At 72.2% G+C, this 22,860-nt stretch carries 22 protein-coding genes and 1 tRNA gene; 8 read left to right on the top strand and 15 right to left on the bottom strand.

What is annotated here, in order from left to right; genetic code table 11:
- Positions 1-10 precede the first annotated feature (10 nt).
- A complete protein-coding gene (locus ACTWPW_RS21175) occupies positions 11-484 on the bottom strand; it encodes a hypothetical protein (protein ID WP_443169682.1) in 474 nt (157 codons plus the stop codon).
- A 112-nt stretch (positions 485-596) separates the two neighbouring features.
- Here ACTWPW_RS21175 and ACTWPW_RS21170 point away from each other — a divergent pair, with 112 nt between their 5' ends.
- A complete protein-coding gene (locus tag ACTWPW_RS21170; protein ID WP_443169681.1) occupies positions 597-1,229 on the top strand; it encodes a TetR/AcrR family transcriptional regulator in 633 nt (210 codons plus the stop codon).
- On the top strand, positions 1,226-2,392 hold the full coding sequence (locus tag ACTWPW_RS21165) for an FAD-dependent oxidoreductase (protein WP_443169680.1): 1,167 nt from the start codon (positions 1,226-1,228) through the stop codon (positions 2,390-2,392). The genes ACTWPW_RS21170 and ACTWPW_RS21165 overlap by 4 nt, the downstream gene beginning before the upstream one ends.
- Before the next feature lie 5 nt (positions 2,393-2,397).
- On the opposite strand, the gene ACTWPW_RS21160 is transcribed toward ACTWPW_RS21165, so the two are convergent.
- From ACTWPW_RS21160 to ACTWPW_RS21145, 4 genes are read right to left on the bottom strand one after another with little or no spacing between them, the layout of a single operon-like run.
- Positions 2,398-2,550 (bottom strand): hypothetical protein, encoded by a 153-nt coding sequence (locus tag ACTWPW_RS21160; RefSeq protein ID WP_375111816.1) that lies wholly within the window; start codon positions 2,548-2,550, stop codon positions 2,398-2,400.
- A 50-nt stretch (positions 2,551-2,600) separates the two neighbouring features.
- Positions 2,601-5,090, bottom strand: a complete 2,490-nt coding sequence (locus ACTWPW_RS21155; RefSeq protein ID WP_443169679.1) for a PEP/pyruvate-binding domain-containing protein — start codon at positions 5,088-5,090, stop codon at positions 2,601-2,603.
- Positions 5,087-5,797, bottom strand: coding sequence for a TetR/AcrR family transcriptional regulator (locus tag ACTWPW_RS21150; protein ID WP_443169678.1), 711 nt, complete (start codon positions 5,795-5,797; stop codon positions 5,087-5,089). The genes ACTWPW_RS21155 and ACTWPW_RS21150 overlap by 4 nt, the downstream gene beginning before the upstream one ends.
- 59 nt (positions 5,798-5,856) lie before the next feature.
- Complete coding sequence (locus ACTWPW_RS21145) at positions 5,857-10,878, bottom strand: hypothetical protein (RefSeq protein ID WP_443169677.1); 5,022 nt, start codon at positions 10,876-10,878, stop codon at positions 5,857-5,859.
- 122 nt (positions 10,879-11,000) lie between these two features.
- Here ACTWPW_RS21145 and ACTWPW_RS21140 point away from each other — a divergent pair, with 122 nt between their 5' ends.
- Positions 11,001-11,546, top strand: a complete 546-nt coding sequence (locus ACTWPW_RS21140; RefSeq protein ID WP_364134213.1) for a hypothetical protein — start codon at positions 11,001-11,003, stop codon at positions 11,544-11,546.
- Positions 11,547-11,753: 207 nt separating this feature from the next.
- Here the strand turns inward: ACTWPW_RS21140 and ACTWPW_RS21135 are convergent, their stop codons facing one another.
- Positions 11,754-12,257 carry a DinB family protein gene (locus ACTWPW_RS21135; RefSeq protein WP_443169676.1) on the bottom strand — a complete coding sequence of 168 codons (504 nt, stop codon included), beginning with the start codon at positions 12,255-12,257 and terminating at the stop codon, positions 11,754-11,756.
- 41 nt (positions 12,258-12,298) lie between these two features.
- On the opposite strand from ACTWPW_RS21135, the gene ACTWPW_RS21130 reads away from it, so the two are divergent.
- On the top strand, positions 12,299-12,679 hold the full coding sequence (locus ACTWPW_RS21130; RefSeq protein ID WP_375111822.1) for a hypothetical protein: 381 nt from the start codon (positions 12,299-12,301) through the stop codon (positions 12,677-12,679).
- Positions 12,680-12,758: 79 nt separating this feature from the next.
- Positions 12,759-13,430: a DUF6766 family protein gene (locus tag ACTWPW_RS21125; protein WP_375111823.1), complete on the top strand. Its 672-nt coding sequence runs from the start codon at positions 12,759-12,761 to the stop codon at positions 13,428-13,430.
- Here the strand turns inward: ACTWPW_RS21125 and ACTWPW_RS21120 are convergent.
- Positions 13,403-14,206, bottom strand: coding sequence for a 1-aminocyclopropane-1-carboxylate deaminase/D-cysteine desulfhydrase (locus ACTWPW_RS21120; protein ID WP_443169675.1), 804 nt, complete (start codon positions 14,204-14,206; stop codon positions 13,403-13,405). The two genes, ACTWPW_RS21125 and ACTWPW_RS21120, sit on opposite strands and share 28 nt — an antisense overlap.
- Before the next feature lie 43 nt (positions 14,207-14,249).
- On the opposite strand from ACTWPW_RS21120, the gene galK reads away from it, so the two are divergent.
- Positions 14,250-15,365 carry a galactokinase gene (galK, locus tag ACTWPW_RS21115; RefSeq protein WP_443169674.1) on the top strand — a complete coding sequence of 372 codons (1,116 nt, stop codon included), beginning with the start codon at positions 14,250-14,252 and terminating at the stop codon, positions 15,363-15,365.
- A gap of 45 nt (positions 15,366-15,410) precedes the next feature.
- On the opposite strand, the gene ACTWPW_RS21110 is transcribed toward galK, so the two are convergent.
- The gene (locus ACTWPW_RS21110; protein ID WP_443169673.1) at positions 15,411-16,187 is read right to left on the bottom strand and encodes an enoyl-CoA hydratase-related protein; all 777 of its coding nucleotides are present in this window, start codon (positions 16,185-16,187) and stop codon (positions 15,411-15,413) included.
- 51 nt (positions 16,188-16,238) lie between these two features.
- Here ACTWPW_RS21110 and ACTWPW_RS21105 point away from each other — a divergent pair, with 51 nt between their 5' ends.
- The gene (locus ACTWPW_RS21105) at positions 16,239-16,940 is read left to right on the top strand and encodes a tyrosine-protein phosphatase (protein WP_443169672.1); all 702 of its coding nucleotides are present in this window, start codon (positions 16,239-16,241) and stop codon (positions 16,938-16,940) included.
- A 225-nt stretch (positions 16,941-17,165) separates the two neighbouring features.
- Here the strand turns inward: ACTWPW_RS21105 and ACTWPW_RS21100 are convergent, their stop codons facing one another.
- The 4 genes from ACTWPW_RS21100 to ACTWPW_RS21085 form a co-directional block, all read right to left on the bottom strand.
- Positions 17,166-18,296 (bottom strand): nitric oxide synthase oxygenase, encoded by a 1,131-nt coding sequence (locus ACTWPW_RS21100; protein WP_443169671.1) that lies wholly within the window; start codon positions 18,294-18,296, stop codon positions 17,166-17,168.
- 251 nt (positions 18,297-18,547) lie between these two features.
- The gene (locus tag ACTWPW_RS21095; protein ID WP_443169670.1) at positions 18,548-18,979 is read right to left on the bottom strand and encodes a hypothetical protein; all 432 of its coding nucleotides are present in this window, start codon (positions 18,977-18,979) and stop codon (positions 18,548-18,550) included.
- Between the two features lie 302 nt (positions 18,980-19,281).
- Positions 19,282-19,638, bottom strand: coding sequence for a hypothetical protein (locus ACTWPW_RS21090; protein WP_443169669.1), 357 nt, complete (start codon positions 19,636-19,638; stop codon positions 19,282-19,284).
- A 581-nt stretch (positions 19,639-20,219) separates the two neighbouring features.
- A tRNA-Asn gene (locus ACTWPW_RS21085) sits at positions 20,220-20,291 on the bottom strand.
- 127 nt (positions 20,292-20,418) lie between these two features.
- Between ACTWPW_RS21085 and ACTWPW_RS21080 the strand changes: the two genes are divergently transcribed.
- Positions 20,419-20,736, top strand: coding sequence for a YtxH domain-containing protein (locus tag ACTWPW_RS21080; RefSeq protein ID WP_364134243.1), 318 nt, complete (start codon positions 20,419-20,421; stop codon positions 20,734-20,736).
- Positions 20,737-20,801: 65 nt separating this feature from the next.
- On the opposite strand, the gene ACTWPW_RS21075 is transcribed toward ACTWPW_RS21080, so the two are convergent.
- The 3 genes from ACTWPW_RS21075 to ACTWPW_RS21065 are packed head-to-tail and all read right to left on the bottom strand — an operon-like array spanning position 20,802 to position 22,737.
- Complete coding sequence (locus tag ACTWPW_RS21075; protein WP_443169668.1) at positions 20,802-21,275, bottom strand: hypothetical protein; 474 nt, start codon at positions 21,273-21,275, stop codon at positions 20,802-20,804.
- Positions 21,272-22,546, bottom strand: coding sequence for an amylo-alpha-1,6-glucosidase (locus ACTWPW_RS21070; protein ID WP_375111832.1), 1,275 nt, complete (start codon positions 22,544-22,546; stop codon positions 21,272-21,274). The genes ACTWPW_RS21075 and ACTWPW_RS21070 overlap by 4 nt, the downstream gene beginning before the upstream one ends.
- Positions 22,547-22,578: 32 nt before the next feature.
- Positions 22,579-22,737, bottom strand: coding sequence for a hypothetical protein (locus ACTWPW_RS21065; protein ID WP_375111833.1), 159 nt, complete (start codon positions 22,735-22,737; stop codon positions 22,579-22,581).
- Positions 22,738-22,860 lie beyond the last annotated feature (123 nt).

Below are 22,860 nucleotides of genomic sequence, written 5' to 3'. Positions count from 1 at the left end.
ATCCCCTTCGTCAGGTGCGGGTGGCGAGGCGGGCACGTACGGAGTCGACGGTGACGCCGCCACCGGGATCGCGCTGGAGCTTGCCGCGTACGGTCAGGTCGTGGACGCCCTGGCGGGTGATGCCGAGCACGGCCGCCGCCACCGGGAACGGCACCGCCGACGCGGCGGGATGGCCGGCCCGGCGGAAGACGGCCCGCCCGAACGGAGTGGCCCACCAGGCGACCGGCGGATCGAACGCCGCGTCGCCCGGGCAGAGCGCGCTCACCAGGCGGATCGCGGTGTACGCGGCCGCCCGGTCGTCCTCGCCGAGCAACGTCCGCGCCCACTCCTCCGCCTGCTGCCCGAGCCGCTCGTGCAGCTCCTCACCCGCTCCGAACAGGATGTCGAGCGGGTCGAGCAGCCGGGCGGCGACGATGCGCTTCAGATCTTCGGCAAGATCCGCGTGCGTCTGTGTCCTGGTCTCCACGATGTCCCTCCAGGTCACTGCTGCTTGACGCCAATCATCAAGTACTTGCTCTTTATCGTCAAGTAGCTGCTTCAGACTTTCACGTGTACTATTTGGACAACTGCCCAAGTCAATTGCCCAAGAGGTGTTCATGGCACCGAAGTCCGCGGACCGCGGCAAGGCCACCCGCCGGCAGCTGCTCGACGCGGCCGTCGCCCTCGTGCCCGAGGTCGGCTGGGGTGGCGTCACGACCAGGCTCGTCGCCGAGCGGGCCGGGGTGGCGCCCGGCGTCGTGCACTACCACTTCGCCTCGGTCACGGACCTGCTGGTGGCGGCCGGGCTCGGCTTCACCGGGAGCCTGCTCGACTCGATGGCCGCGGAGCTGTCCGGGCAGCCGGGCATCGGCGAGGGGGTGGACTGGCTGCTGGGCGAGCTGTCGCGCTACAGCGGCACGGACCCGGCCTCGCTGGTGGTGGTGGAGATGTTCCTGGCCGCCACCCGGCTGCCGGACCTGCGCGAGCGGCTCGGCGACCAGATCGGCCGGTTCCGCTCCGCCGTGGCGTCCTGGCTGGCCGAGCGCGGCTACCAGGGCGACGCGGTCGCGGCGGCCGCGATGCTGGCGGCCTCGATCGACGGGATCATGATGCACCGCGCCCTCGACCCGGGCCTCGACCCCGCCTCCCTGGCCGCCCCCCTGCGCGCCATGTTCGGCCTGGGCCCGGCCGAGCCCGCGCCGCCCTCGGCGCCACCGGCGGAGGACATCAGGAGGAGGAGAGAATCATGAAGGCTCTGATCTGCGGCGCCGGCATCGCCGGGCTGACGCTGGCCTGGCATCTCGAGCGGGCCGGCTGGGAGGTGGAGCTGGTGGAGCGGGCGCCGGCGTTCCGCGACGGCGGCTACATGATCGACTTCTACGGTCCCGGCCACGAGGTGGCCGAGCGGATGGGGCTGCGGTCCCGGCTGCTACGGTCCCGCTACCCGGTCAACGAGCTCAGCTACGTCGACCGCGACGGAAGGCAGAGCAGCCGCCTGTCCCTGACCACCGGCATGGAAGGGGTGATCAGCCTGCTCCGCGCCGACCTGGCGCGGGCCGTCGCCGAGGACGTACGCGCCCCGACCACGTACGGCACCACCGTCGAGGCCGCCGAGCAGGACACCGCCGGGGTGTCGGTCCGGCTCACCGACGGCACCATCCGCCGGGTCGACCTGCTCGTGGGCGCGGACGGCGCCCGCTCCCGGGTGCGCGAGCTGGCGTTCGGCGACGTGACGCCGCGCTACCTCGGTCACCAGGTGGCGGCGTACATCCTGGCGGACGCGAAGCTGAGCCGCCGCGTCGGCACCCGCTACCAGATGCTCACCGAGCCCGGCCTGATGGCCGGCGCGTACGCCCTGCGCGACGACCGCCTCGCCCTGCTGTTCCTGCGCCGCGAGCCCGACCCGGCCCTGCCCGCCGACCCCGCGGCCGACCTGCGCCGCCACTTCGGCGGGCGCGGCTGGATCCTGCCCGAGGTGCTGGCGCGCTGCCCCGGCCCGCCCGAGCTCTACCACGACCTGGTGACGCAGGTGGAGATGGAGCGCTGGCACCGGGGCCGGATCGTGCTGGTGGGCGACGCGTGCCAGGCGGTGTCGCTGTTCGCCGGCCACGGGGCGTCCATGGCCATGGCGGGGGCGTGGGTGCTGGCCGACGAGCTCTCCGCGGGCGGCGACCTGCCCGGCGCCCTGGCCCGCTACCAGGGGCGGATGGCGCCGGCGATCGCCGAGGTGCAGCGGTTCGGGCGGCGCTTCGTACGGTGGATGGCCCCCTCGAACCGCTGGCGCATCGTCGCCCGCGACCTCATCTTCCGGCTGGCCGCCCTGCCCGGTGGCGGCCGCCTGTTCGTCAACTCGCTCAGCCCGGGCGGCCACCACCTCATCAGCCCTCGACGCGCTTCCCCAACGCCTCGTTGAGGCGGTTACGCCGCAGGCTCCTGGTCATCGGGTCGCCGGCCGTCCGGGTCCTGCTCGCCGTCCCTGCGGTCCAGTGCCGCGACGGCGTTCCTGAACCGGGCGCAGCGTGCCTCCAGCTCGCGTTCGTCTTCGAGAATCCACTGTTCGATCATGGTCATCAGAGTGATCACACACCGGCCGGCGGGAGGGCCGACTTGGCGCAGACTTTTCACGCCAGCAACTCGACCGTGCCCCGCTCGCCGTCCACCCTGATCCGGTCGCCGTCGCGCAGCCGCATGGTGGCGTTGCCGGTGCCGACCACGGCGGGGATGCCCAGTTCGCGGGCCACGATCGAGGCGTGCGACAGGGGCGCGCCCATGTCGGTCACCACGGCGGCCGCGCGCGGGAACATCGGCGTCCAGCCCACGTTCGTCAGCGTCGTCACGAGGATCTCGCCGGGCTTGAGCCGATCACCGTCCTCGGGCCCCGAGATGACCCGGGCGATGCCCTCCACCACGCCGGGCGCGCCGGGGAAGCCGGTCACGGTCTCGCTCACCGGCACGGAGGCGCCGCGCGCGTCATAGACGTCGGCCCGCCGCGCGGGGTCGGCCGCCCAGCGCACGGGGTCGAAGTGGCCCACGATCAGCACCGGGTAGGGCGGCAGGGCGGCGTACCGCTCGTAGGTGGCGCGCCGGGCCGGCACCCGCTCCAGCACGGACCGGTCGCCGCGCAGCAGGGCGAGCAGCTCGTCCAGGTAGAGGGAGAACACGTCGTCGCCGATCCCGGTCAGCTCCCCCGCGCGTACGGTGAAGGCCCGCAGCACCCAGAACGCCCGCATGTTCTCCGACCGCGCGGACTCCCGGTCGCGCACGACCGCGTTCCAGCGCTGGACCCGGGCCCGCATCTTGGCCTCCTTGCCCGGGTAACGCTGCGCGAAGCGGGCCCAGGCCCGCTCCCTGGCCTCGCGCTGCCGCTCCAGCAGCGCCTCGGTGTCGTCCTTCATGCCGCGCAGGCCCTCGATCAGGGCCTCGATCCGCGCGGGGTCCTCGCCGGGCCGGGGGATCGACACCTCGAACTCGTGGGGGCCGCGATGCCCGTACGTGCGGGCGAACTCGTCCCTGGTGATCTCCCCGCGCACCAGCCTGGACAGGCCCATCACCGGCCCCATGCTGGCCAGCTCGCCGTCGATGTTGACGCCGGTGAGCATGGCCTCGGCGTCCACCTCGCCCATCATCTTGCGCAGCCGGTCACGCGTGTAGACCAGCGTGGAGCCGCCCTGGCGCCCGGCGGCCTCCAGCATGCGGCAGGAGGTGACCATGTGCGGGCGGATCTCCCGCTCCCAGAGGCCGGCCAGCTCGGGGCCCGATCCGGTGGCGGCCACGCGCTCGCGCAGCTCCTCGCACCGCTGCTGGGAGGTGACCAGGAAGGCGGGCATGGCCTTGAGGTTCGCCCGCACGCGGCGCTGGAGGTGCACGGCCATGGGCAGCACGCGCTTGATGATGCCCCAGCGCGACACCCGTACCATCGGCACGTCCAGGCCGGGCGGCACCTTGCCGAAGACCTGCTCGACCGCGCCGAGCCGGCCGCTCATGCCCAGGGCGCGGGCGACGGAGTGGACGACGCTCAGGTTCATGTAGAAGCGGCCGCCGATGTTGCCCACCAGGTCGAAGCCCGGCAGCGCCGAGGAGGACATGGCCTCCCTGATGAACAGGCGCACGAACGACCACGTGATCGGCGTCATCACGTCGGGGATGGCCTCGCCCAGGTTGCCGGCGGTCCACAGGTAGTCGCCCTTGAGGCTGTCGTTCCACTCCTCCAGCGGCGCCTTGAGCCCGGTGATCGGGCGGGCCTGCACGATGGCGAACGTGCCGCCGCGCCGGGTCCACTCCACGTCCATCGGGGTGCCGTACAGGTCCTGGATGCGCGCGCCGAGCCCGGCCAGCTCCAGTGCCTGGGCGTCGTCGAGCACGGGCGCGCCGCGCAGCTCCTCGGGGACCGGGCGCTCCTCGGTGCCCGCGGCGGTGCGCACGGTCATGACCTTCTTGTCGCCGGTGCGCGACTCGGTGACCGCGCCACCGGTCACGACGATCGCGTCCGGGGTGACCTGCCCGCCGACGACCGCCTCGCCGAGCCCCCAGGAGGCGTTGATGACGGTGGCGTCGCGGGCGCCGGTGACCGGGTCGGCGGTGAACATGACGCCGGCCGCGTCGGCGTCCACCAGCTCCTGGACCACCACGGCCAGCGCCACGTCCTCGTGCGGCACGCCGTTCTGGTCGCGGTAGGCGATCGCGCGCGCGTTCCACAACGAGGCCCAGCAGCGCCTCACCGCGTCGAGCAGGGCGTCGCCGCGGATGTTGAGGTAGGTGTCCTGCTGCCCGGCGAACGACATGCCGGGCAGGTCCTCGGCGGTGGCGGAAGAGCGTACGGCCACGGGCACGTCGTCGCCGAGCCCCTCGTACGCCCGCAGGATCTCCGCGGCGATCTCGCCCGGCATGTCATGGGCGGCGAACAGCGCCGGGATCGCCCCGGGATCGGCGGCGGCCGCCCGCAGGATCTCCTCCCGGAACCCGGCCACGAACGCCCGGTACGCCTCCGTCGTGACGTGGAAGCCGCCGGGAACGGGCAGCCCGGCCCTGGTCAGCCGGGCCAGGGACGCACCCTTGCCGCCGGCGGTGGCGAGGTCGGCCGCGGCGTCGTCGAGAGGAAGAACGGCCCTCATTTGCCCTCCAACGAGAGCGCCAGCTTCCGCTGGGCGATCTCCACTGTGGTGTCGAGAAAGTCGAGAGTCGCCCGCGCGACGGCCTCGGCGTCGGCGGCGGGCAGCGGGCGGCCGGTGCTCAGGGTCCGCTCGATGGTGACGGCCACCAGGTCCGCGATCCGGTCGTCGGACGGCTTGGCTCCCGAGGGCAGGCCGTCCGGCAGGAACAGGTACCCGTAGACGATCGAGCTGACCACCATCAGGTAGTCGTCCGGATCGTCCCGCACCGCGCCGTGCTTGACCAGCTCGGCCACGTACGTGTCGAAGGACTCGCCGAGCTGGAACTGGCTCGTGCCCTCCTTCTTGCGGCGGCTGAGCTTGCCGAGGATCTCGGAGTCCGCGGACAGCACGGCCCGGAGCAGGGGCCGCCCCAGCAGCGCCCGGGCGTATTCCCCGAACAGCTCGCTCAGCGTGGCGGGCTCGCGCTCGCGCACCGCGGCCATCATGAGCACCCGCTCGCGGCGCAGCAGCGCGGCGAACATCTCGTCGCGTGTCTTCCAGTGCAGGTAGATGGTGCCCTTGGCGACGCCGGCCCGTCTGGCCACGTCGTCGATCGTGGTCTTGTCGTAGCCCCAGCGCAGCACCAGCTCGGCGACGGCGTCGAGGATCCGGTGCGCCCGCTCGAGCTGGCGCGCCGGATCCTGCGGTGGACGTCCTGCCCTGGCCATAGTCCCACCCCATTTGTTTGACTGGATGAGACTATTTGGTCATTTAATTAATGGCAAGTTCACCGGAGTTTGCCCAGCAACGCCTCCGCCTCGGGAGCGAACGAGGGGTCCGCGGTCTCGACGGCCGTGACCAGCAGGCGGCGGGCCAGCTCCAGGTCGCCGCGCTCGTACCGGATCTCGCCGAGCCGGCAGGCGGCCTCGGCCACCAGCTCCGGCTGCTCGCTCAGCCCCAGCGTCAGCTCGTAGTAGCGCAGCGCCCCGTCGCGGTCCCCCAGCCAGTAGCAGAGCTCGCCGAGGTGCGCCGCCGCCATCCCCGACTCGGAGTCGCCCGCGTCGATGACCCGCTGGTACCAGGTGAGCGCCTCCGGGTAGTCCCGCCGCCGCTTGGCCAGCGCGCCCAGGTACATCGCGGCCAGCGCGCCGGCGTGCCCCGCGCCCTCCTCGACGGCCCGGCGGTACCACCCGCTCGCCCGTTCCTCGTCCTCGTCGTGGTACGTCTGCCCGATCGCGATCATGGCCCGTACCGCGAGGTCGTCGTCACCCGCGTCCAGCACCCGCAGGTAGACCTGCCGCCCTTCCCCCACCTCGCCCGCGCCCACCAGCGCCTGCGCGAACACGCTCAGCGCGGTCGGCTCCCCGCTCCCGGCCGCCGCCCGCAGCGTGCGCAGCGACGCCTCGGTGTCGCCCTGGCGGCCCTGCAGCATGCCGAGCAGGCTGCCGAAGACGCCCTGCACGGGGCTGTCGGCGTCCCCGGCCTGCCGCTCCGCCAGGTTGTAGAAGGCCTCGGAGTCGCCCTCGGCGTCGAGCAGCGACAGCAGCCTGCCGCCGGCCACGAACCGTACGTCGGCGTTCTCGTGCTCGTTCAGCCGCTCGTAGATCGCGCGGGCCTGCGCCGTCTCGCCCAGGCTCTCCAGCCGCTCGGCCACCCGCAGGTCGGTGAACGGGCCGGGACCGGCCAGCTCGTGGTAGCGCCGCACGGCCGCCGGGTCCTCGCACAGGTCGCCCAGCTCCCGGGCCTGCTCGGCGGCCCGCGGGCCCATCAGCTCCAGCACCTCGACGGCCACGTCGTGCTCGCCGCGCCGGCACGCCTGGTAGGCGAGGGCTTCGAGGTTGCTCAGAGCGGTACGCGCGAGGTCGGTGCCGGTGCCGGCCGCCGCGGCGAACGCCCGGGCGGCGCCGAGCTGGTCGCCCTCCTCGTGCAGCCAGACGCCGAGCTGCACGCCGCCCCTGGCCACGCCGTCGCGGTCGCCGGACTCGACGGCCAGCCGCACCTCCCGACCGGCCTCCTCCGTGTCGCCCCGCTCCCGCAGGGCCCTGGCCAGGTCCACCCGCATGCTGGGCGTGGTGCCGGGGAAGCCGGTGTCGACGCCCCGGCCGTACAGCAGGGCCGCCTGCTCCAGGTCGCCCCTGGCCTTGCAGGCGTCGCCCCACGTCCAGTACGCCATGGCCACGGTCTCGGGGTCGCCGGTCGCCACGGCGCGCTCGGCCTCCGCCGCCACGGCGTCGTGGTCCTCCTCCTGGAGCAGGTGGACCAGCAGGCGGCGGACGCATTCGAGGTCGCCGGCCGCGGCGCCCCCGGCCAGCACCCGCCGTACCCCGGCGGTGTCGCCGCGCTCCGCCAGCAGCTCGGCGGCGAGGGCCGCGGTGGCGGGCAGGGCGGCGGTGGCCGCCTCGATCGCGCCGTCGAGGTCGCCGCGGCGGTGGCGTACGACGGCGAGGTAGTGCCAGGCCGTCCCGGCCGTCCCCGGCACCTCGGTGGCGGGGAGGAGACACAGCTCGGCGCGGGAGTGGTCGCCCTCGTTGGACAGGACCGCGCCCAGCTCGACCCGGGCCTCGGCCGCGATCCCGGGCTCGCCCAGCTCGGCGACGATCCGGAGGAGCGGCTCGGCCGCGCCGCCCTCCAGCTGCCGCGCCCTGACCACCACCTCCCGCAACGCCCGCTCCCTGTCCTCGGCGGCGGCTTCGGGCGCGGATGCGGGTGCGGGTGCGGATTCGGGCGCGGACAGGGCGCGGCGCAGGCCCGGCAGGTCGTCGGCGTCGAGGGCGAGCAGCACGGCGGCCACCAGCGCCGACCCCGTGCGCCCGGTCAGCGCGGCCAGCGCGCCCTCCCGGTCGCCCTCCGCCGCCAGCACCCAGGGCAGCTCCTCCTCGGTGGCCCGGCCGAGCAGGTGGCGGGCCACGGCGGAGGAGTGCGCGTCGCCCTCCCGCGCCGCGGCCCGTTCCAGCGCGAAGCGGGCGGCCTCGGCGTCACCGGCCACCGTCAGGCATCGTCCCGCGGCCAGCATGGTCTCCGGCTCCGAGGCGGGATCGATGGCCGCCGCCCGCTCGAACGCCGCCTTCGCCGCCTCCAGCTCCCCGGTCCCGGCCAGCAGCGTGCCGAGCAGGCGCTCGGACTCCCCCGTCACCGCGGGCGGCGCCGCCGTCATGGCCGCGAGCGCGCCCTCGGTGTCACCGTGCTCATGCAGCCAACCGGCAAGCCGCAACGTCACCTCGTCCGCCCCGAACGTCGCGGAGGCGGCCAGCCACTCCCGGGCCTCCTCGGCCCGCCCGCAGGCGACCAGCGACTCGCCGAGCATCGTCAGCAGCTCGTCATCGGCGTCCGGCACTCGGGCGAGCACCTCGGAGTTCTCCGGGGAGCGCGCCTGAGAGTGCGTCTGGGAGAGCGCCCGGGAGAGCACCTCCACCGCCTCGGCATGCTCCCCGAGCTCGCGCAGGATCTGGCCGGCGGAGCGGAGCGCCACGCCGTTCAGGTGGCCGTCCTCCCCCAGCGCCCCCATGAACGCCGCCACGGCCCCGCGCCGGTCGCCCGCGTCACCGCGCAGGGCACCGAGGAAACAGCCGGCCCGCTGCCGGTCCTCCGGCCGCCCGGCCGCGGCGACCAGCGAGAGCGCCGCGTCGGCGGCGGCCGTCTCGCGGGTGCGCTGCCAGGCGTGCGCGCACTCCATGGCCAGCGCGACGGCCATCGCGTACGCGTCCCCCTCGGGCAACGCCCGCGCCGCCGCCGCGAAGTCCCGGTCGAGCAGCAGCCTGCCGAACGCCCCGACCTCGTCGTCGGCCAGGGCGAACGCGGCCCGCGCGCCCTCCATGTCGTCGAGCCTGACCCTGGTGAACCCCAGCGGCAGCGCGGCCCGCGCCCGCTCCCCCTCGGCGATCAGCCGCTCGTGCAGGCGGCACGCCGCCAGCAGGTCGCCCTGCCTCTCGTACAGCGCCACCAGGTCCGCGGCGGCCTCGATCCGCAGCCCCTTGTGCCCGGTCCCGAGCACCGACTCGTACGCGGCCCGCGCCTCCCCCGGCGCGCTCTCCGCGACGAGCCCGCCCAGCAGGTACGCCACCCACGGCGCCAGCGCCGGATGCCCGTCCGCGCTGGCCCGGCGCAGCAGCTCGACCGCCTCGTCCGTGCCCGTCAGCACGTCCCTGCAGATCACCGCCGTGTACGACAGCGCCAGCGGATCCCCGGACTCCGCGGCCGTGCGGAACATCCCGGCCGCGTCCGACAGGTCGTACCCGATCGAGGCCAGCACCTGCGCGAACACGGCGGTGCCGATGGCCGAGACGGCCGGGTCGGGGTGGTCCATGGCATCGCGGTACCGGAGCAGGCCCTCCTCCCTGCCCAGCCGCTGGTGGTCGAGCATCGCGCCCAGCACGGGGTGCGGCTCCGCGCCCGACTCGCGCAGCAGATGCAGCAGGAAGGCCGCGTTGAACCCCTGGAGCACGTCGTCGCCCTCGGCCACGTACGCCAGCAGTTCGTCGGCCTGCTCCCGGTCCCCCTCGCCCAGCTCCAGCTCCGCCAGCGCCACCATGGCGCGCGGCGACTGCTCGACGGCCCCGGAGTCGGCGGCCCGGCGCAGCAGCCGCCTGGCCTCGGCCAGCTCTCCGGCCCTCAGGCGGGCCAGGCCGTCGTCGGTGTCCTGGAGCGCCTGCTCCTCGACGGGGTCGGCCAGCGGCTGCTGCCTGGCGGCGTGCTCCAGGAGCAGCGCGGCCTTGAACGCGGCGTCGGGATCCTCGTGCCGGGACGCCAGCACGGCCAGCTCCATGATCTCGTCGTGGACCTCGGGGTGCTGTTCGAGAAGCAGGCCGAGCAGGGTGACGCAGACGGAGGCCCACTCGTCCTCGCCCGCCTCCAGCACGGCGCGCAGCGCGGCCAGCGCCGCGGCGGTCTCGCCGGCCTCGGTGTGCATCTGGGCCAGGCATGCCTGCGCCTGCACGACGTACTCGCGCTGGCCGCTGGCGATCACCCGGCGGAAGATCGTCTTGGTCTCCTCCTCGTCGCCGAGCTGCGCGGTCACCTTGGCCAGCTCGACGAGCGAGGGCAGCCGGATGTCGGGCCTGGGGTCCTCGGCGGCCACCCGGTAGGCGGCGGCGGACTCGGCGTACTCGCCCAGGTCCACCAGCACCGCGCCGAGCAGCTTGTGCGCCAGGGCGTGGTGGTCGGGGTGGCCGACGGCGATCGCGTGCTCGCACATCTCGCGGGCCGAGCCGAACTCCTCGGCCTCGGCGTACATCTGGTAGAGCCGGAACGCCGACTGCGCCACCACCTCCGGGTCCCCGCAGGTCAGCAGCTCCCGGAAGTCGTCCTCGTCCTGCGCCGCGTCGTACAGGTCACGCGCCGAGGCCGGGTCCTGGTGGAACTCGGGCAGTTCCAGCCGCGCGGCCAGCTCGGCCACGGCGGGGCTGTTACACCTGCGGGCCCGCTCCAGCGCCGCCTGAGCGCCCGGCGCGTCCCCCATCTGCGTGAACACCAGCACCAGCGCCGTGTCCGCGAGCGCGGCCACCTCGAAGTCGGCCCCGTCGGAGGCGATCATCAGCACCCGGTGCGCCGCCGCCCACTCCTCGGCGTTGACCAGCATCATCCCCATGGCGATGGCCGAGCGCTGGCCGAACACCGGGTCACCCGACTGGATCACCGATCTGTGCGCCGCCTCGGCGCCGTCCAGGTCCCCCTGCTCCTGGAGTAACCCGGCCAGCAGGTGGGACGCTTCCGGGTCTCCCGTGGCCGCGATCTGCCTGAACAGCGCCGCGGCCTCATCGAGATCTCCCGCTTTCCAATGGTTCATGGCCGCGTCGAGCTGTTCTGACGCCATCGCTCACTCCAAGGTCATCCAACAATGTGAAAAAGCTACACATGTGTCACTCTCGTCACACCGCATTCCGAGATCTCCTGTCCTCCCACCGGGAACTACGGGAGCGCCGTAGCGTAGTGGTCATGGCGAAGGCGTTCTGGATCGATCAGGAGTTCGACAGGGACCGTGACGGGCGCTATGCCGTACACGTGCGCAAGAACCTGGACGAGTTCGAATGGGGCGACATCGCACCCGTACGCTTCGCCTGCACGGCCTGGCGCCTGGCCACGCCGCCGTCGCTGACCCCCGGCTACGTCCGGTGGGACCGGCGCATCCTGGAGGCGACCTGCCACCGCAACACCTGGGACGGCACGCTCTACGCGCGCGTCCGGGTCGTCTCGCCGCTGCCGGAGGAGCTGCGGCGCTCGCGGACGTGGTGGCGCGACCGCGGCTGGCTGGGCTGGCAGGAGACCTTCGGCCAGTACGTCGATCCGACCCAGCAGGACCTGGCCCGGATCCCGTTCCTGCGGGCCACCCTGCTCGTCGAGGCGCCGGTCCCGCTCGACGACCTGCCCCCGGAGCCGGAGGGCCCGCACGAGGAGGTCGAGCAGAGCGCCCACCGGGCGGTGACGGTCCTGGCCCGCGAGCTCAACGCCCTCGTCTCGCCCGTCCTCGACCAACTCACCTGACTCCCTCCCCACCCGGGCCCCCGACCGTCCGACCGCCCGAGCCCCCAAGCGCCCGAGCCCCCAAGCGCCCGAGCACCCGAGCACCCGAGCACCCGAGCACCCGAGCACCGACCGCCGTTTCCCTCCGCCGGAGCCCGGCCGCCCTTCTCCCTTCCGAAGGACCCCGGCCGAAGTGCGGCGGGAAAGGGCCGGGCGGCGGGCGACGCGCTACGCGCCGGTCGCCCCGTCGATCAACTCCCGCAGGATGTCCAGGTGCCCGTTGTGCCGGGAGGTCTCCTCGGTCATGTGCCCGATCACCCACCTGAGCGTCAGATGGCCCCCGCGGCTGTCGACCCCCTTCGACCGCTCATCCAGAGAAACCCCCTCGATCAGCCCCCGCACCTTCTGACACTGCGCCTCGTACTCGGCGACGACCTCCGCCAGCGACCTCCCCAACGCCACCGTGAACTCGGCATCCGGATCCTCGTCGGTCCACGGCCCCCGGTCCTCACCACCGAGGAACATCACCTCGAACCAGTAGTGCTCGTTCCACCGCAGGTGGTTCACCAGCCCCGAGATGGTCATCAGCGGTGACGTCGCCAGCGGCGCCCGCCTGGCGTCCTCGTCGCTCAACCCCTTGCACTTCTCCACCACCGTGGCCCGCGCGTAGTCGTGAAAAGTGAGCAGTGTGGCGCGCTCGTCCCATGTGTCGGGAGTGTCAGTCCTATCCATCGCACCAGCATGCCTGATCCTTCCGTGGGTAGCAGAGGTCCATGAGAACGCCGCTCGTCGTGCTGGTGACGGCCCTGGTCGTCAGCGCTTGCGCCGTGGACACGGCCTCGCCCGCGCGGGCGGCCGAGCGTTTCCACGCCGCCCTCTCCGCCCATCAGGAGGAGGCCGCGTGCGGGATGCTCGCCCGCAAGACCGCCGACAAGCTGCCCGACCCCGGCCAGACCTGCGCGGACGCGCTCCGGGAGCTGCGGCTCGGCCCGGGCGGGCGGGTCACGGAGGTGAGCGTGTGGGGCCAGGAGGCGCAGGTACGGCTGGCCGGCGACACGCTCTTCCTGCACCGCTTCACCGACGGCTGGCGGGTCAAGGCCGCGGGGTGCGAGCCGGTTCGCGACCTCCCGTACGACTGCGAGGTGGATGACTGATGCGCGTGATGTTCACGCTGACCATGCTGGTGATCGTGGTCGGCCTGGCGGGGTTCTACACGCTGGGGTGGTCGAAGCTGTGAGGTGGCTCAAGGAGAACTCCCTGGCGCTGGCCTTCCTGATCATGTTCCTGCTGGCCGTGGGCGGGCAGGCGGTGGCCGGGATGATGGAGTACAACGACCGGCAGCTGGCCGAGGGGGCCGAGCCCGTCTCACTCCTGCAGTACGTGGCCTCCTCCGCGTACGCGGTGAACGTGGCGGAGAACTGGCAGTCGGAGTACCTGCAGTTCTTCCTGTTCATCATGCTCACCGTCTGGCTCGTCCAGAAGGGCTCACCGGAGTCCAAGCAGCCGCACATGGCCGGGGCGGAGTCGGACAAGGACCAGCAGATCGGCCGCTACGCCGGCGACCACTCCCCGCGCTGGGCCAGGGCCAGGGGGTTCAGGCTGTGGCTGTTCAGCAACTCGCTCGGGCTGGTGATGGGGACCATCTTCCTGCTGTCGTGGCTGGCGCAGTCGGTGGCGGGGCAGGCGGCGTACAACGCCGAGCGGCTCGGTGACCTGCGCGACCCGGTCTCGTGGGGCTCGTACGTCACCTCGCCCGAGTTCTGGGACCGCAGCCTGCAGAACTGGCAGTCGGAGCTGCTGGCCGTGCTGTCGATGGTGGTGCTGTCGATCTATCTGCGCCAGCGGGGCTCACCGGAGTCGAAGCCGGTCGGGGCGGCTCACACGGCGACCGGGGTGGAGGGCTGACCGGTGACCACGGCGACGACGCGGGTGCCGGGCGCGAAGGCTCCCTGCCGGGCGAGGTCGACGATCCCGTAGAGCATCTTCGCCACATAGACCGGCTCGACCCGATATTTCGCGATAAATCCGTCCAAGGCGGGGGTCGACCTGGCGTACCCGCCGAAGTGATAGTCCAGGTTGATCGACCAGTTCGACCACGTACGCCGGTACGCCTCCCTCTGCAACCTGGCCACCTCCCCCTCCAGGAACCCACCCCCCTTCAGCACCGCGAACCCGAGCGCCCGCTTCCCCTCCGGCAGCCCCGCCGAGATCCCCGCCAGCGTCCCCCCGGTCCCGACCGGACAGCAGATGACGTCGTACGCGTCCGCGTCGATCTCTCCCGGCAGCTCCGCGCAGCCCCGCACGGCCGCCGCGTTGCTCCCGCCCTCCGGCAGGATCGTCACGTCCTCACCCCAGCGCGCCCGCAGCCCGGCCAGCACCTCCTCGGTGTGCTTGCGCCGGTAGGAGGCCCGGTCGAGGTAGGTGATCGTCATGCCGCAGGCCACCGCGCGGGCCAGCATCGGGTTCAGCGGCAGGTGCTCCTCGCCCCTGATGACCCCGATGGTTTCGATCCCGTGCCGCGCCCCGGCCTCGGCCACCGCCCTGATGTGATTGGAGTAGGCGCCGCCGAAGGTCAGCAGCCGGGAATGGCCCAGGTTGTACTTGAGCTTGCGCGGTTTGTTGTCGTCGTTCTTCAGGAACACCCGGACCTGACCGAGCCCTGGAACCAGGAGCTCCTCCATGGCGCTAGTCTACGGTCGGGCCTTTGTTGAGGAGTGTTCGATTATGCGCGTTGTTGAAGCTTTTCGTGCCGCCTTCGGCGCGTCCCCCCAGACCGTCTGGCATGCGCCGGGCCGGGTCAACCTGATCGGTGAGCACACCGACTACAACGACGGCTTCGTGCTCCCGTTCGCGGTGCCGTGGGGCGTGACGGCGGCTCTCACGCCGCGCACCGACGGGACCGTCCGCCTGCTGTCCCTCCAGTCCTCCTCCGGCGAGCCGGTCACCATGGCCACCCACGAGGAGTCCAAGGGCTGGACCCGCTACGTGGTCGGCGTCCTCGAGATGCTCGGCGACCGCGTCTCGGGCGCCGACATCGCGATCGACGGCGACGTCCCGCAGGGCGCCGGGCTGAGCTCCAGCGCGGCCCTGGAGGTGTCCGTCGCCTCGGCCCTCAACGACGTGCACGACCTGGGCATGACGCCCATGGAGCTCGCCCTGCTCAGCCAGAAGGCGGAGAACGACTTCGTCGGCATGCCCTGCGGCATCATGGACCAGGCCGCCTCGGCGCTGTCCAAGGAGGGGCACGCGCTCTTCCTCGACTGCCGCTCGCTCGGCTCCCGCAACATCCCGCTCGACCTGGCCGCCCACGGCCTGAGCATGCTCATCATCGACACGCAGGTGCACCACGAGCACGCGGGCGGCGAATACGCCAAGCGCCGCGCCGAGTGCGAGTCGGCGGCCCGCAAGCTCGGCGTCGCCGCCCTGCGCGACGTCACGGACCTGGCGGGCGCGCTGGCGCAGCTCAAGGGCGACGAGCGCAAGCGCACGGAGCACGTCGTCACGGAGAACCACCGCGTGGAGGCCCTCGTCGGCCTGCTGCGCGCGGGTGCCGTCACGGAGATCGGCGCCCTGCTCAACGCCTCCCACCTGTCACTGAGGGACCTGTACGAGGTGTCGTCGCCCGAGCTGGACGTGGCCGTGGAGGCGTCGATCAGGGGCGGGGCCCGCGGCGCGCGGATGACGGGCGGCGGGTTCGGCGGCTCGGCGATCGCGCTGGTGCCGGTGGAGCGCCTGGACAGCGTCCAGGAGTCGGTCTCCGCCGCGTACGCCGAGCGCGGCTTCCAGGCCCCCCGCTTCCTCCCGGCCACCCCGGCCCCCGGCGCCCGCCGCGTGGCCTGACCCGCACGTGCCGGGTCGGAGGAGTCACCTCCGGCCGGCGCGAGGTCAGAGGGGCGGGAAGTTCGGCGGGCGGCGCTCCAGGAAGCTGGCGACGCCCTCCGCGAAGTCCGGCCGCCCGAACGAGGCGATCATCTCCTGGGTGGCCGTCTTGGCCGACTCCTCCAGCGTGGCGTCCCAGTCGTGCCACACCTGCCGCTTGATCACCGCCATCGAGGCCGGCGAGCTGTGCAGCGCCACGTCACGGGCGTACTCGCGCACCTCGTCGAGCAGCCGTTCCCCGGGCACCGCCCGGTTGGCCAGCCCCAGCCCGTACGCCTCCCGCCCGGTGAACACCCGCCCCGACAGCAGGATGTCCATCGCCCGCTGCTGCCCCATGACGCGCGGCAGCACCCAGGAGAGCCCGTACTCGGCGACCAGCCCCCGGCGCGGGAACGCCGTCGTCCACTTGGCCTCCTCGGCCGTGAAGACGAGGTCACAGACGAGCGCGTGCACCATGCCGAGCCCCGCGCAGGCCCCGTTGACGGCCGCGATGATCGGCTTGCGGATCGTCGTGGGGAAGGTGTTGGGGCGCGGATCGGGCACCTCGTCGTACGAACCGCCCTGGATGGCGGTCAGCGTCTTGAAGTCGGCCCCGGAGCAGAACCCCTTGCCCGCGCCGGTGACCACCACGACGCGCACCCTCGGATCCTGCTCGGCCTCCGCCAGCAGGTCGAAGTAGCGCCGTCCCATGGCATCGGTCCAGGCATTGAGCGTGTCGGGCCGGTTGAAGGTCAGGGTGAGCACACCCTGGTCGTCGAGCGTCGAGAGCACGAGTTCCGCCATGCCCTAACAGAAGCATGTTCTAGGCAGGGAAGGCAAGGATACGGTGATCGGGTGAATCGAGATCTGGTGTGGGACGGGTGCCACAACGTACGCGATCTGGGCGGCCTGCCGGCCGGGGACGGGCGGCGTACGCGCTGGGGGGCGGTGGTGCGCTCCGACACGCCCGACCGGCTCACCCCTGCCGGATGGGCGGCGGCAGCGGCCCACGGCGTACGCACGATCATCGACCTGCGCACCCCCGGCGAGCACCACGCCGCCCCCGGCCACCGGCCGCCCGGCATGACCGTCGTCAACGTGCCCCTGGACCGCCCCGACGACCCCGGCCGCGAGATGTACGGGACCCCGCTCTACCTGCGCCCGTTCCTGGAACGCTGGCCGGACCGCTGCGCCCGCGCCCTGCGCGCCATCGCGCAGGCGCCGCCCGGCGGGGTGCTGGTGCACTGCGTGGCGGGCCGCGACCGTACCGGCCTGATCGCCATCCTGCTGCTCGCGCTGGCCGGCGTCGCGCCGTCCACCATCCTCGCCGACTACGAGCGCTCGGCCGCCCGCCTGCGCCCCCTCTACGCCCTGCTCGGCCAACCCGACAACGCCCTCCGCGTCGAATCCCGCCTGACCACCGCCGGAACCACCACCTCGGAGGTCGTCCTGGCCCTGCTGTCAACCCTGGACATCGAAACCACCCTGACCGCCGCCGGCCTGACCCCCTCCGACCTCACCACCCTCCGCACCCGCCTCACCACCCCCGCCCCCTGACCACCCCCGCCCACCGAGCAGCCCACCTGATCGCTCTCCCCGCGCTGCCGCCAGCCACCCCAGGGGGACCTTGGAGGCGGAGGCGGCTCAGCACCAGCCCGGTCCACCGCCCTACCCACGCACCTGATCATCCCTGCCCGCACGGCCGCCGGCCGCCTCAACGGGCCCCACCAAAGCAGGAGCGGCTTCCCCGGGACGGGACGGAACGGGACGGGACGGGGACGGTCAGCGGTGGTGGACGAAGGCGGGGGTGAGGACGCGGGTGTCGTAGTAGCGGTGGAAGACAGGCGTGGCGCCGCCCGACAGCGGCGGCACGATCCACGACCAGTCGGCCGGGCAGACCCGCCCCGCCCTCTCCTCCCGCTCCAGGTGCGTCAGAAAGCGACGCGACTCCGTGTGGTGATCGGTCATCGTCACCCCCGCCAGCTCGAACGAGTGCAGCACCGCCACGTTCAGCTCCACCAGCGCGTGGTCCCGCCACAGGGACCGCTCGGTGGAGGTGTTCAGCCCGAGCCGCTCCGCCACCACCTTGAGCTGGTCGTACCGATCCTCGTCGGCCAGGTTGCGGGCGCCGATCTCGGTGCCCATGTACCAGCCGTTGAAGGGCGCGCAGGGATAGCAGATGCCGCCGATCTCCAGGCACATGTCCGAGATGGCCGGTACGGCGTGCCAGCGCAGCCCCAGCTCCGCGAACCACGAATAGTCGGGGTGCACCAGCGGCACCTCCAGCACGGCGTCTCCAGGCAGGTTGCACAGGAGCGGGTCGCCGAGCGGCGGCTGGATGACGAGCGGCAGCACGTCGAACCGGCCGCCCCGGCCGCGCCACCCCAGGGCGGAGGCGGTCTCCGTGAGCGCCACGTTGCGCGGATCGCCCACGACGCCGTCGGGGGTGCGGTACCCGGCGTAGCGGATGAGCTGGTCGTTCATGATCCAGGGGCCGCGCAGGGCGGGGGTGTCGGGGGGCAGGACGGTGATGACGGGCCTGATCTTGCCGCTGCCCGTGGCCTCGCGCAGGTGGGCCACGCATTCGAGGGCCACCCCCTCGGCCGAGCCCACCTCCCGGCGGTCGCGCACCTTCAGCGAGCGCCAGTACAACCGCCCGATGCACCGGTTGCTGTTGCGCCAGGCCACCCTGGCCCCGAACTCCAGCTCCTCGTACGTGTGCGTGTAGGTCCCGTAACGGGCCACGTCCCTGGCGATGTCGCGCAGGCGGGCGTACAGGCCTCCGGCGGAAGGGTTCTCGGCGTGGAAGAGTTTGATGAAGCGCTCCGCCTCGCGGAGGTCGGTGGTGCGCTCGATCACCGCCTGGGCGGCGAGCGCGTCGAAGGGACGAAGGGACCTGATCCAGGTAGGCACGCGGCAACCAGCACTTCTCCGTCACGGATCGTCCCGCCGATTCCGGGTCGGCGACACGTCCTGGTGGTGGCGCCCTCTCCTCGCCACCGTCACGACTTCCCGCGGCTCCGGCCACGCGAGCGACCGGAGCTCCCATTTTCCGTGCCCCGGCCTGTCTTGTCCCGCGAATCGAAAAACGTGTGATCATCACATTACATAGCGTGAAATGGCGGACGCCCCCGAGATTCCCGGAGACGCCCGCCCCGGAAAGGTCACCTCTTGACGACGTCGTCCCACACGCAGGTGAGGTGGATGACGCGCTTGTGGTGCCAGCGCTTGCCCGCCACCTTGCCCCGCACCTTCGCCGGCAGCTCTCCGGCCGGAACGCTGATCGCCAGCCGGTCGGCGGGCACGACCATGACGCCGTCCTCGACGACGGTCTCGGCGAGCTCGGGCTCGATGAACCGTTCGTCGACGAGCTCGGCGACCTTGGCCTTGGAGAACCTCACGGCCTCGCCGTCACTCGTCCAGCACGTGAGCCTGCCGCTGTACAGCACCGGCTTGTCCGGCTTGTGAACCTTGACCTTCTCGCCGTGCCCGCCGTGCACCCTGACCGGCCCGTCGTCCGCCAGCGCTGACCCGGCCATACCGCCCAGCCCGAGCACGACCGCCGTGGCGACGATCGCGAGGCGTCGCTTCACCATTGGGATCTCCTCCCCGAGACGATTTCGACGCTCCCGAGAGTGCCGCGCCGCGCCTGAACCGAGCCTTAAGACAGCCGAAGAGATCTTCAGGTTGGAACGGCTCCCATCCGGCCTCTTCACCGATCACGGCCCGAGCACACCGTCCACCGGCCGGCCATGGACCCGGGCCTCGGGAACGCCGACCAGGCCGGGCAGTGGCTCCCGGAACGCCTCAGGCCCCACCCCTTGAGCAGGGAATGGGGCCTGAACGGTGCTCCACTCGGACGAATCTGGCGGTAGCGCAGGCTACGCCGGTTCAGCGCTCAGCAGCTCTTGGTCTTCTGGTACGGCTTCCGGTCCTGGGTCGCCACGATGGACTCGTAGACCTTTCGTCCCGAAGTGATCCGGCGGCAGTTCGAGTCACGGGCCCACGACCACGCCACCTTGACGCTCACGGAATCCTTGCAGTTGTTGGTAACCCTGGCGGTGGTCTTGACCATCACCTCGTTGAGGCTGTTCCGCTTGCCCGTGTACTCCCTGTACACGTAGGTGTCGACGCAGGACGGGACACCGGCAGCCTGGGTGGAGCCGGTTGCCTGGGCGATACCGGCAGCCTGGGCCGGGGCGGCGAACCCGGTCGCCAGGGCGGCGCCCACGAGGGCCACGCTCAGAAAACGCATTGGACGCATGGGAAGTCTCCAGTTCCTGTGGTGCAGAGATAGGTGCTGTTGTTCTTCGGACGGCCACGGGTCTGGTCCCACCGCTCTCCCTGTCCAGGAAGCCGCTCGACCCGCCGTCTGGCAAAGGACGTTAGAGAAGGCGGGTATAGCAGCGGTATGTTCCCATCGGCCGGGACCCCGCCTGCCGCGCAAGCTTCTCCGGGGAGCCGTGGACCCGAAGGGAAACCCCCGTCCATCTCAGCCCCGGGTGCGATCGGATCGGCGGAGACACCGGCACCAGGAGTCGCCTCGGGCGCTCGCCCTGCCGGCCCTCACGGTCGCGGAGCGCAAGCGGCACCGACCCGCCAGAAACGCTCAAGGCTGGTGGCCGGTGGGACATGCGGGTTCTGCGCGCGATCACCAAGTCTGCGGAGCTGAGTTCGCCGGCGGCCATCGGGCTCTCCGCGGTATCGGCTCTCATACCGACCTCAACACCGACCAGGCCGGGCAGGAGCCCCGTTCGACCCCCGGAAACGACTCAGGCCCCCTGTCCTTGATTTAGGAAGGGGGCCTGAGCTCTGTCGTCTTCAGCTCTGCCGAAGCTCCCGCGATAGGACTCGAACCTATAACCTGCCGGTTAACAGCCGGCTGCTCTGCCGTTGAGCTACGCGGGATTGAGTTGTTTGCCCACTTCGCCGGGGCCGTCGGGCCCCTTCGCTGTGCGCAGGAATAGATTAGCGCACTCCGGGAGTGCGTGTCGCATCGCGAGCGGGGTAGGCCCGGAGACAGCGGAGGTGCAAAATGCGTTATCGGATGACATTCGCTGTTGGTCTGGCCATCGGCTACGTGCTGGGCAGCCGGGCCGGCCGCGAACGGTATGAACAGATCAAGCGGACGGCCCAGCGCGTCGCCGACAACCCCCGGGTGCAGGAAGTGGCCGGGGTGGTCGGGGCGCAGGCGTCGAAGTTCGCCGGGATGGCCAGGACGAAGATGGGGGACACGCTGCAGCAGCGGATCCCGTTCCTCCACTCCGACGGGCACCAGCCCGAGACCGGCACCGGCTGGCCCGACGAGGACGCCGTGGACCAGAAGGCCCGCGAGAGCGGCATCCCCTACTGACGACGGGGCATGGGCGTGCGGAGGCCGAAGTCACGTGCCCAAGTCACGTGCGCAGGCCGGAAGAGTCACACGCCCATGCTGCGCCGCACGCCCTCCAGGGCCTGCTCGGCCTGCGCGCGCAGGCCGGGGTCCTCGGGGTCGAGCCCGTCGTCGAAGACGAACGTCCACCCGAGCATCTCGCCGCCCGGCCGGCGCCGGGCCACCAGCCGCACCCCGCCCCTTCCGGGCAGGCTGACGTGCTTGTTCACCACGATCGTGGAGTTGACGCGCTCCCGCACGGTCTCGGGCAACATGCGCGGCTCGGAGATCCGCTCGAAGTGCCGGACGCCGTCCATGGTCAGCACGCGCACCCCCTCCTCGTCCCACGACGCCTTGTCGATGTGCTCGTACGGCACCCGCGTCCCGTCCGACAGGTGGAGCGCGAGGTTCGTGGCCACCACGAAACCGTCATTCGCCGCGGCGAAGGTCAGCACCCGCTCCCCCTGCTCGATGGTCAGGGACTTGCGCACGTCGGGGGGCAGGCGGTGGAAAAGGCTCATTCCACCACCGTATCGGCGAGCAGGTCGAGGGTGAGCGCCGCGCTCCACGAGAAGTCCCGGCAGCCGCGCCCGCTGCCGTCGAAGGGGTCGAAGCACTCGCGGAAACCGGCCTGCCGGACCAGCCGCAGGGTGCCGTTGGTGAGCTGCTGGCCGAGCTGGTCGAGCGAGTGCACGGCGGCGGCCCTGCGCAGCAGCCAGTTGGTGTTCACCCAGGAGGGGCCGCGCCAGTAGCGCGTACGGTCGAACTGGGCGGCGCGGATCTCGCAGCTCGGCACGGGATAGCCGGTGGCCCCCATGAACCTGGCCGACTCCAGCACCTCCACGGCGGCGTGCAGGCGGTCGGTGGGCAGCCCCGGGTCCAGCAGCGGCCCGAACGCGCCGACGGTGCACACCCGGATGAGCCGCCCCGCGCGCAGGTCCCTGGCGTAGAAGCAGCCGTCCCACAGGCGGTCGAGGAGGGCCTGCCGGATGCGCTCGGCGTGCTCGGCGATGGGCACGGGATCGGCGCCGGCCAGCGGCGCCAGCTCCGCCAGGGCCAGGCAGGAGGCCAGCCAGATCCCGTTGAACATGGGGTCCTCGATGGCGAACGGGTGCTCGTCGCGCAGGTATTCGGGGCTGTAGCCGGCGTCGCGGTAGCGCATGGCCAGCCAGACGTAGCGGTCGTGGTCGCTGTCGGGGTGGCGCTCCTCCATCTCGACGTTGCGGTAGCCGTACCGGATGACCGGCAGCGCGTTCAGCGGCTCGTCCCAGGCCGGGCTGTCGTCCATGCCCGACTCCCAGGGATGCACGATCGCGGCCAGCCCGGCGCCGCCCAGGTCGCGGGCCGAAGCGAGGTAGGCGTGCTGGGCGGCCAGCGCCGGGTACGCCTCCCTGACGAACGCGGCGTCGCCGGTGTGCCGGTAGAGCCACCACAGCGCCAGCGCGTGCAGCGGCGGCGCGGTGAGCCCGGATGTGAGCACGTGCGGCGCGGCGGCGTGCTCCTGCGATCGCCACACGGAGGGCCCCGGGAAGTACGCCTCGCGCGTGTGGAAGACGATGTGCGGCACCATCCCGGTCGCCCACTGCCCGCGCAGCAGGCTGAGCAGCTCGTCGCGGGCCCGGTCCGGCCGGTGCCTGGCCAGGCCGATGACGACGAACGCGGAGTCCCAGCTCCATTGGTGCGGATAGAGACCTGGTGCGGGCACGGTGCCAGTGCCTGTCCAGTTCGCCTCGAGCACGGCCAGCGCCTCACGCCCGAGCGCGGCATCGTCAACCGCCGGCCGCGCCTCCATCACCCAACTATGACTGGGGATGCCTCAGGAAGCTATGTCCTCTTGGCCCACTTCGACAGGAGCATGCCGCCCAGCGCCACGGCGCCGATGATGAGACCCCACTTGAGCAGCGTGAGGGCGAAGCCCACGAGGGGGCCGAGGAGTACGAGCGCGGCGACGACGGCCGCGATGATCAGAAGTATGCGTCCCATGCCTGCAACGCTAAGAGATCGTTAAGCCGTTTGCAGGCGAGGCGGGGTTGAATCAGGGACAAGTCAGGGGAACCCCCGAGCCAAAGGAACTAAAGCCCTCAGACCCGCCGTTGAGGCGGTATA

It is taken from the genome of Nonomuraea sp. KM90, from assembly GCF_052246675.1.
GTDB lineage: Bacteria > Actinomycetota > Actinomycetes > Streptosporangiales > Streptosporangiaceae > Nonomuraea.
Note: the sequence above shows the minus strand (reverse complement) of the source record. Positions and strands in the feature narration are given on the sequence as shown.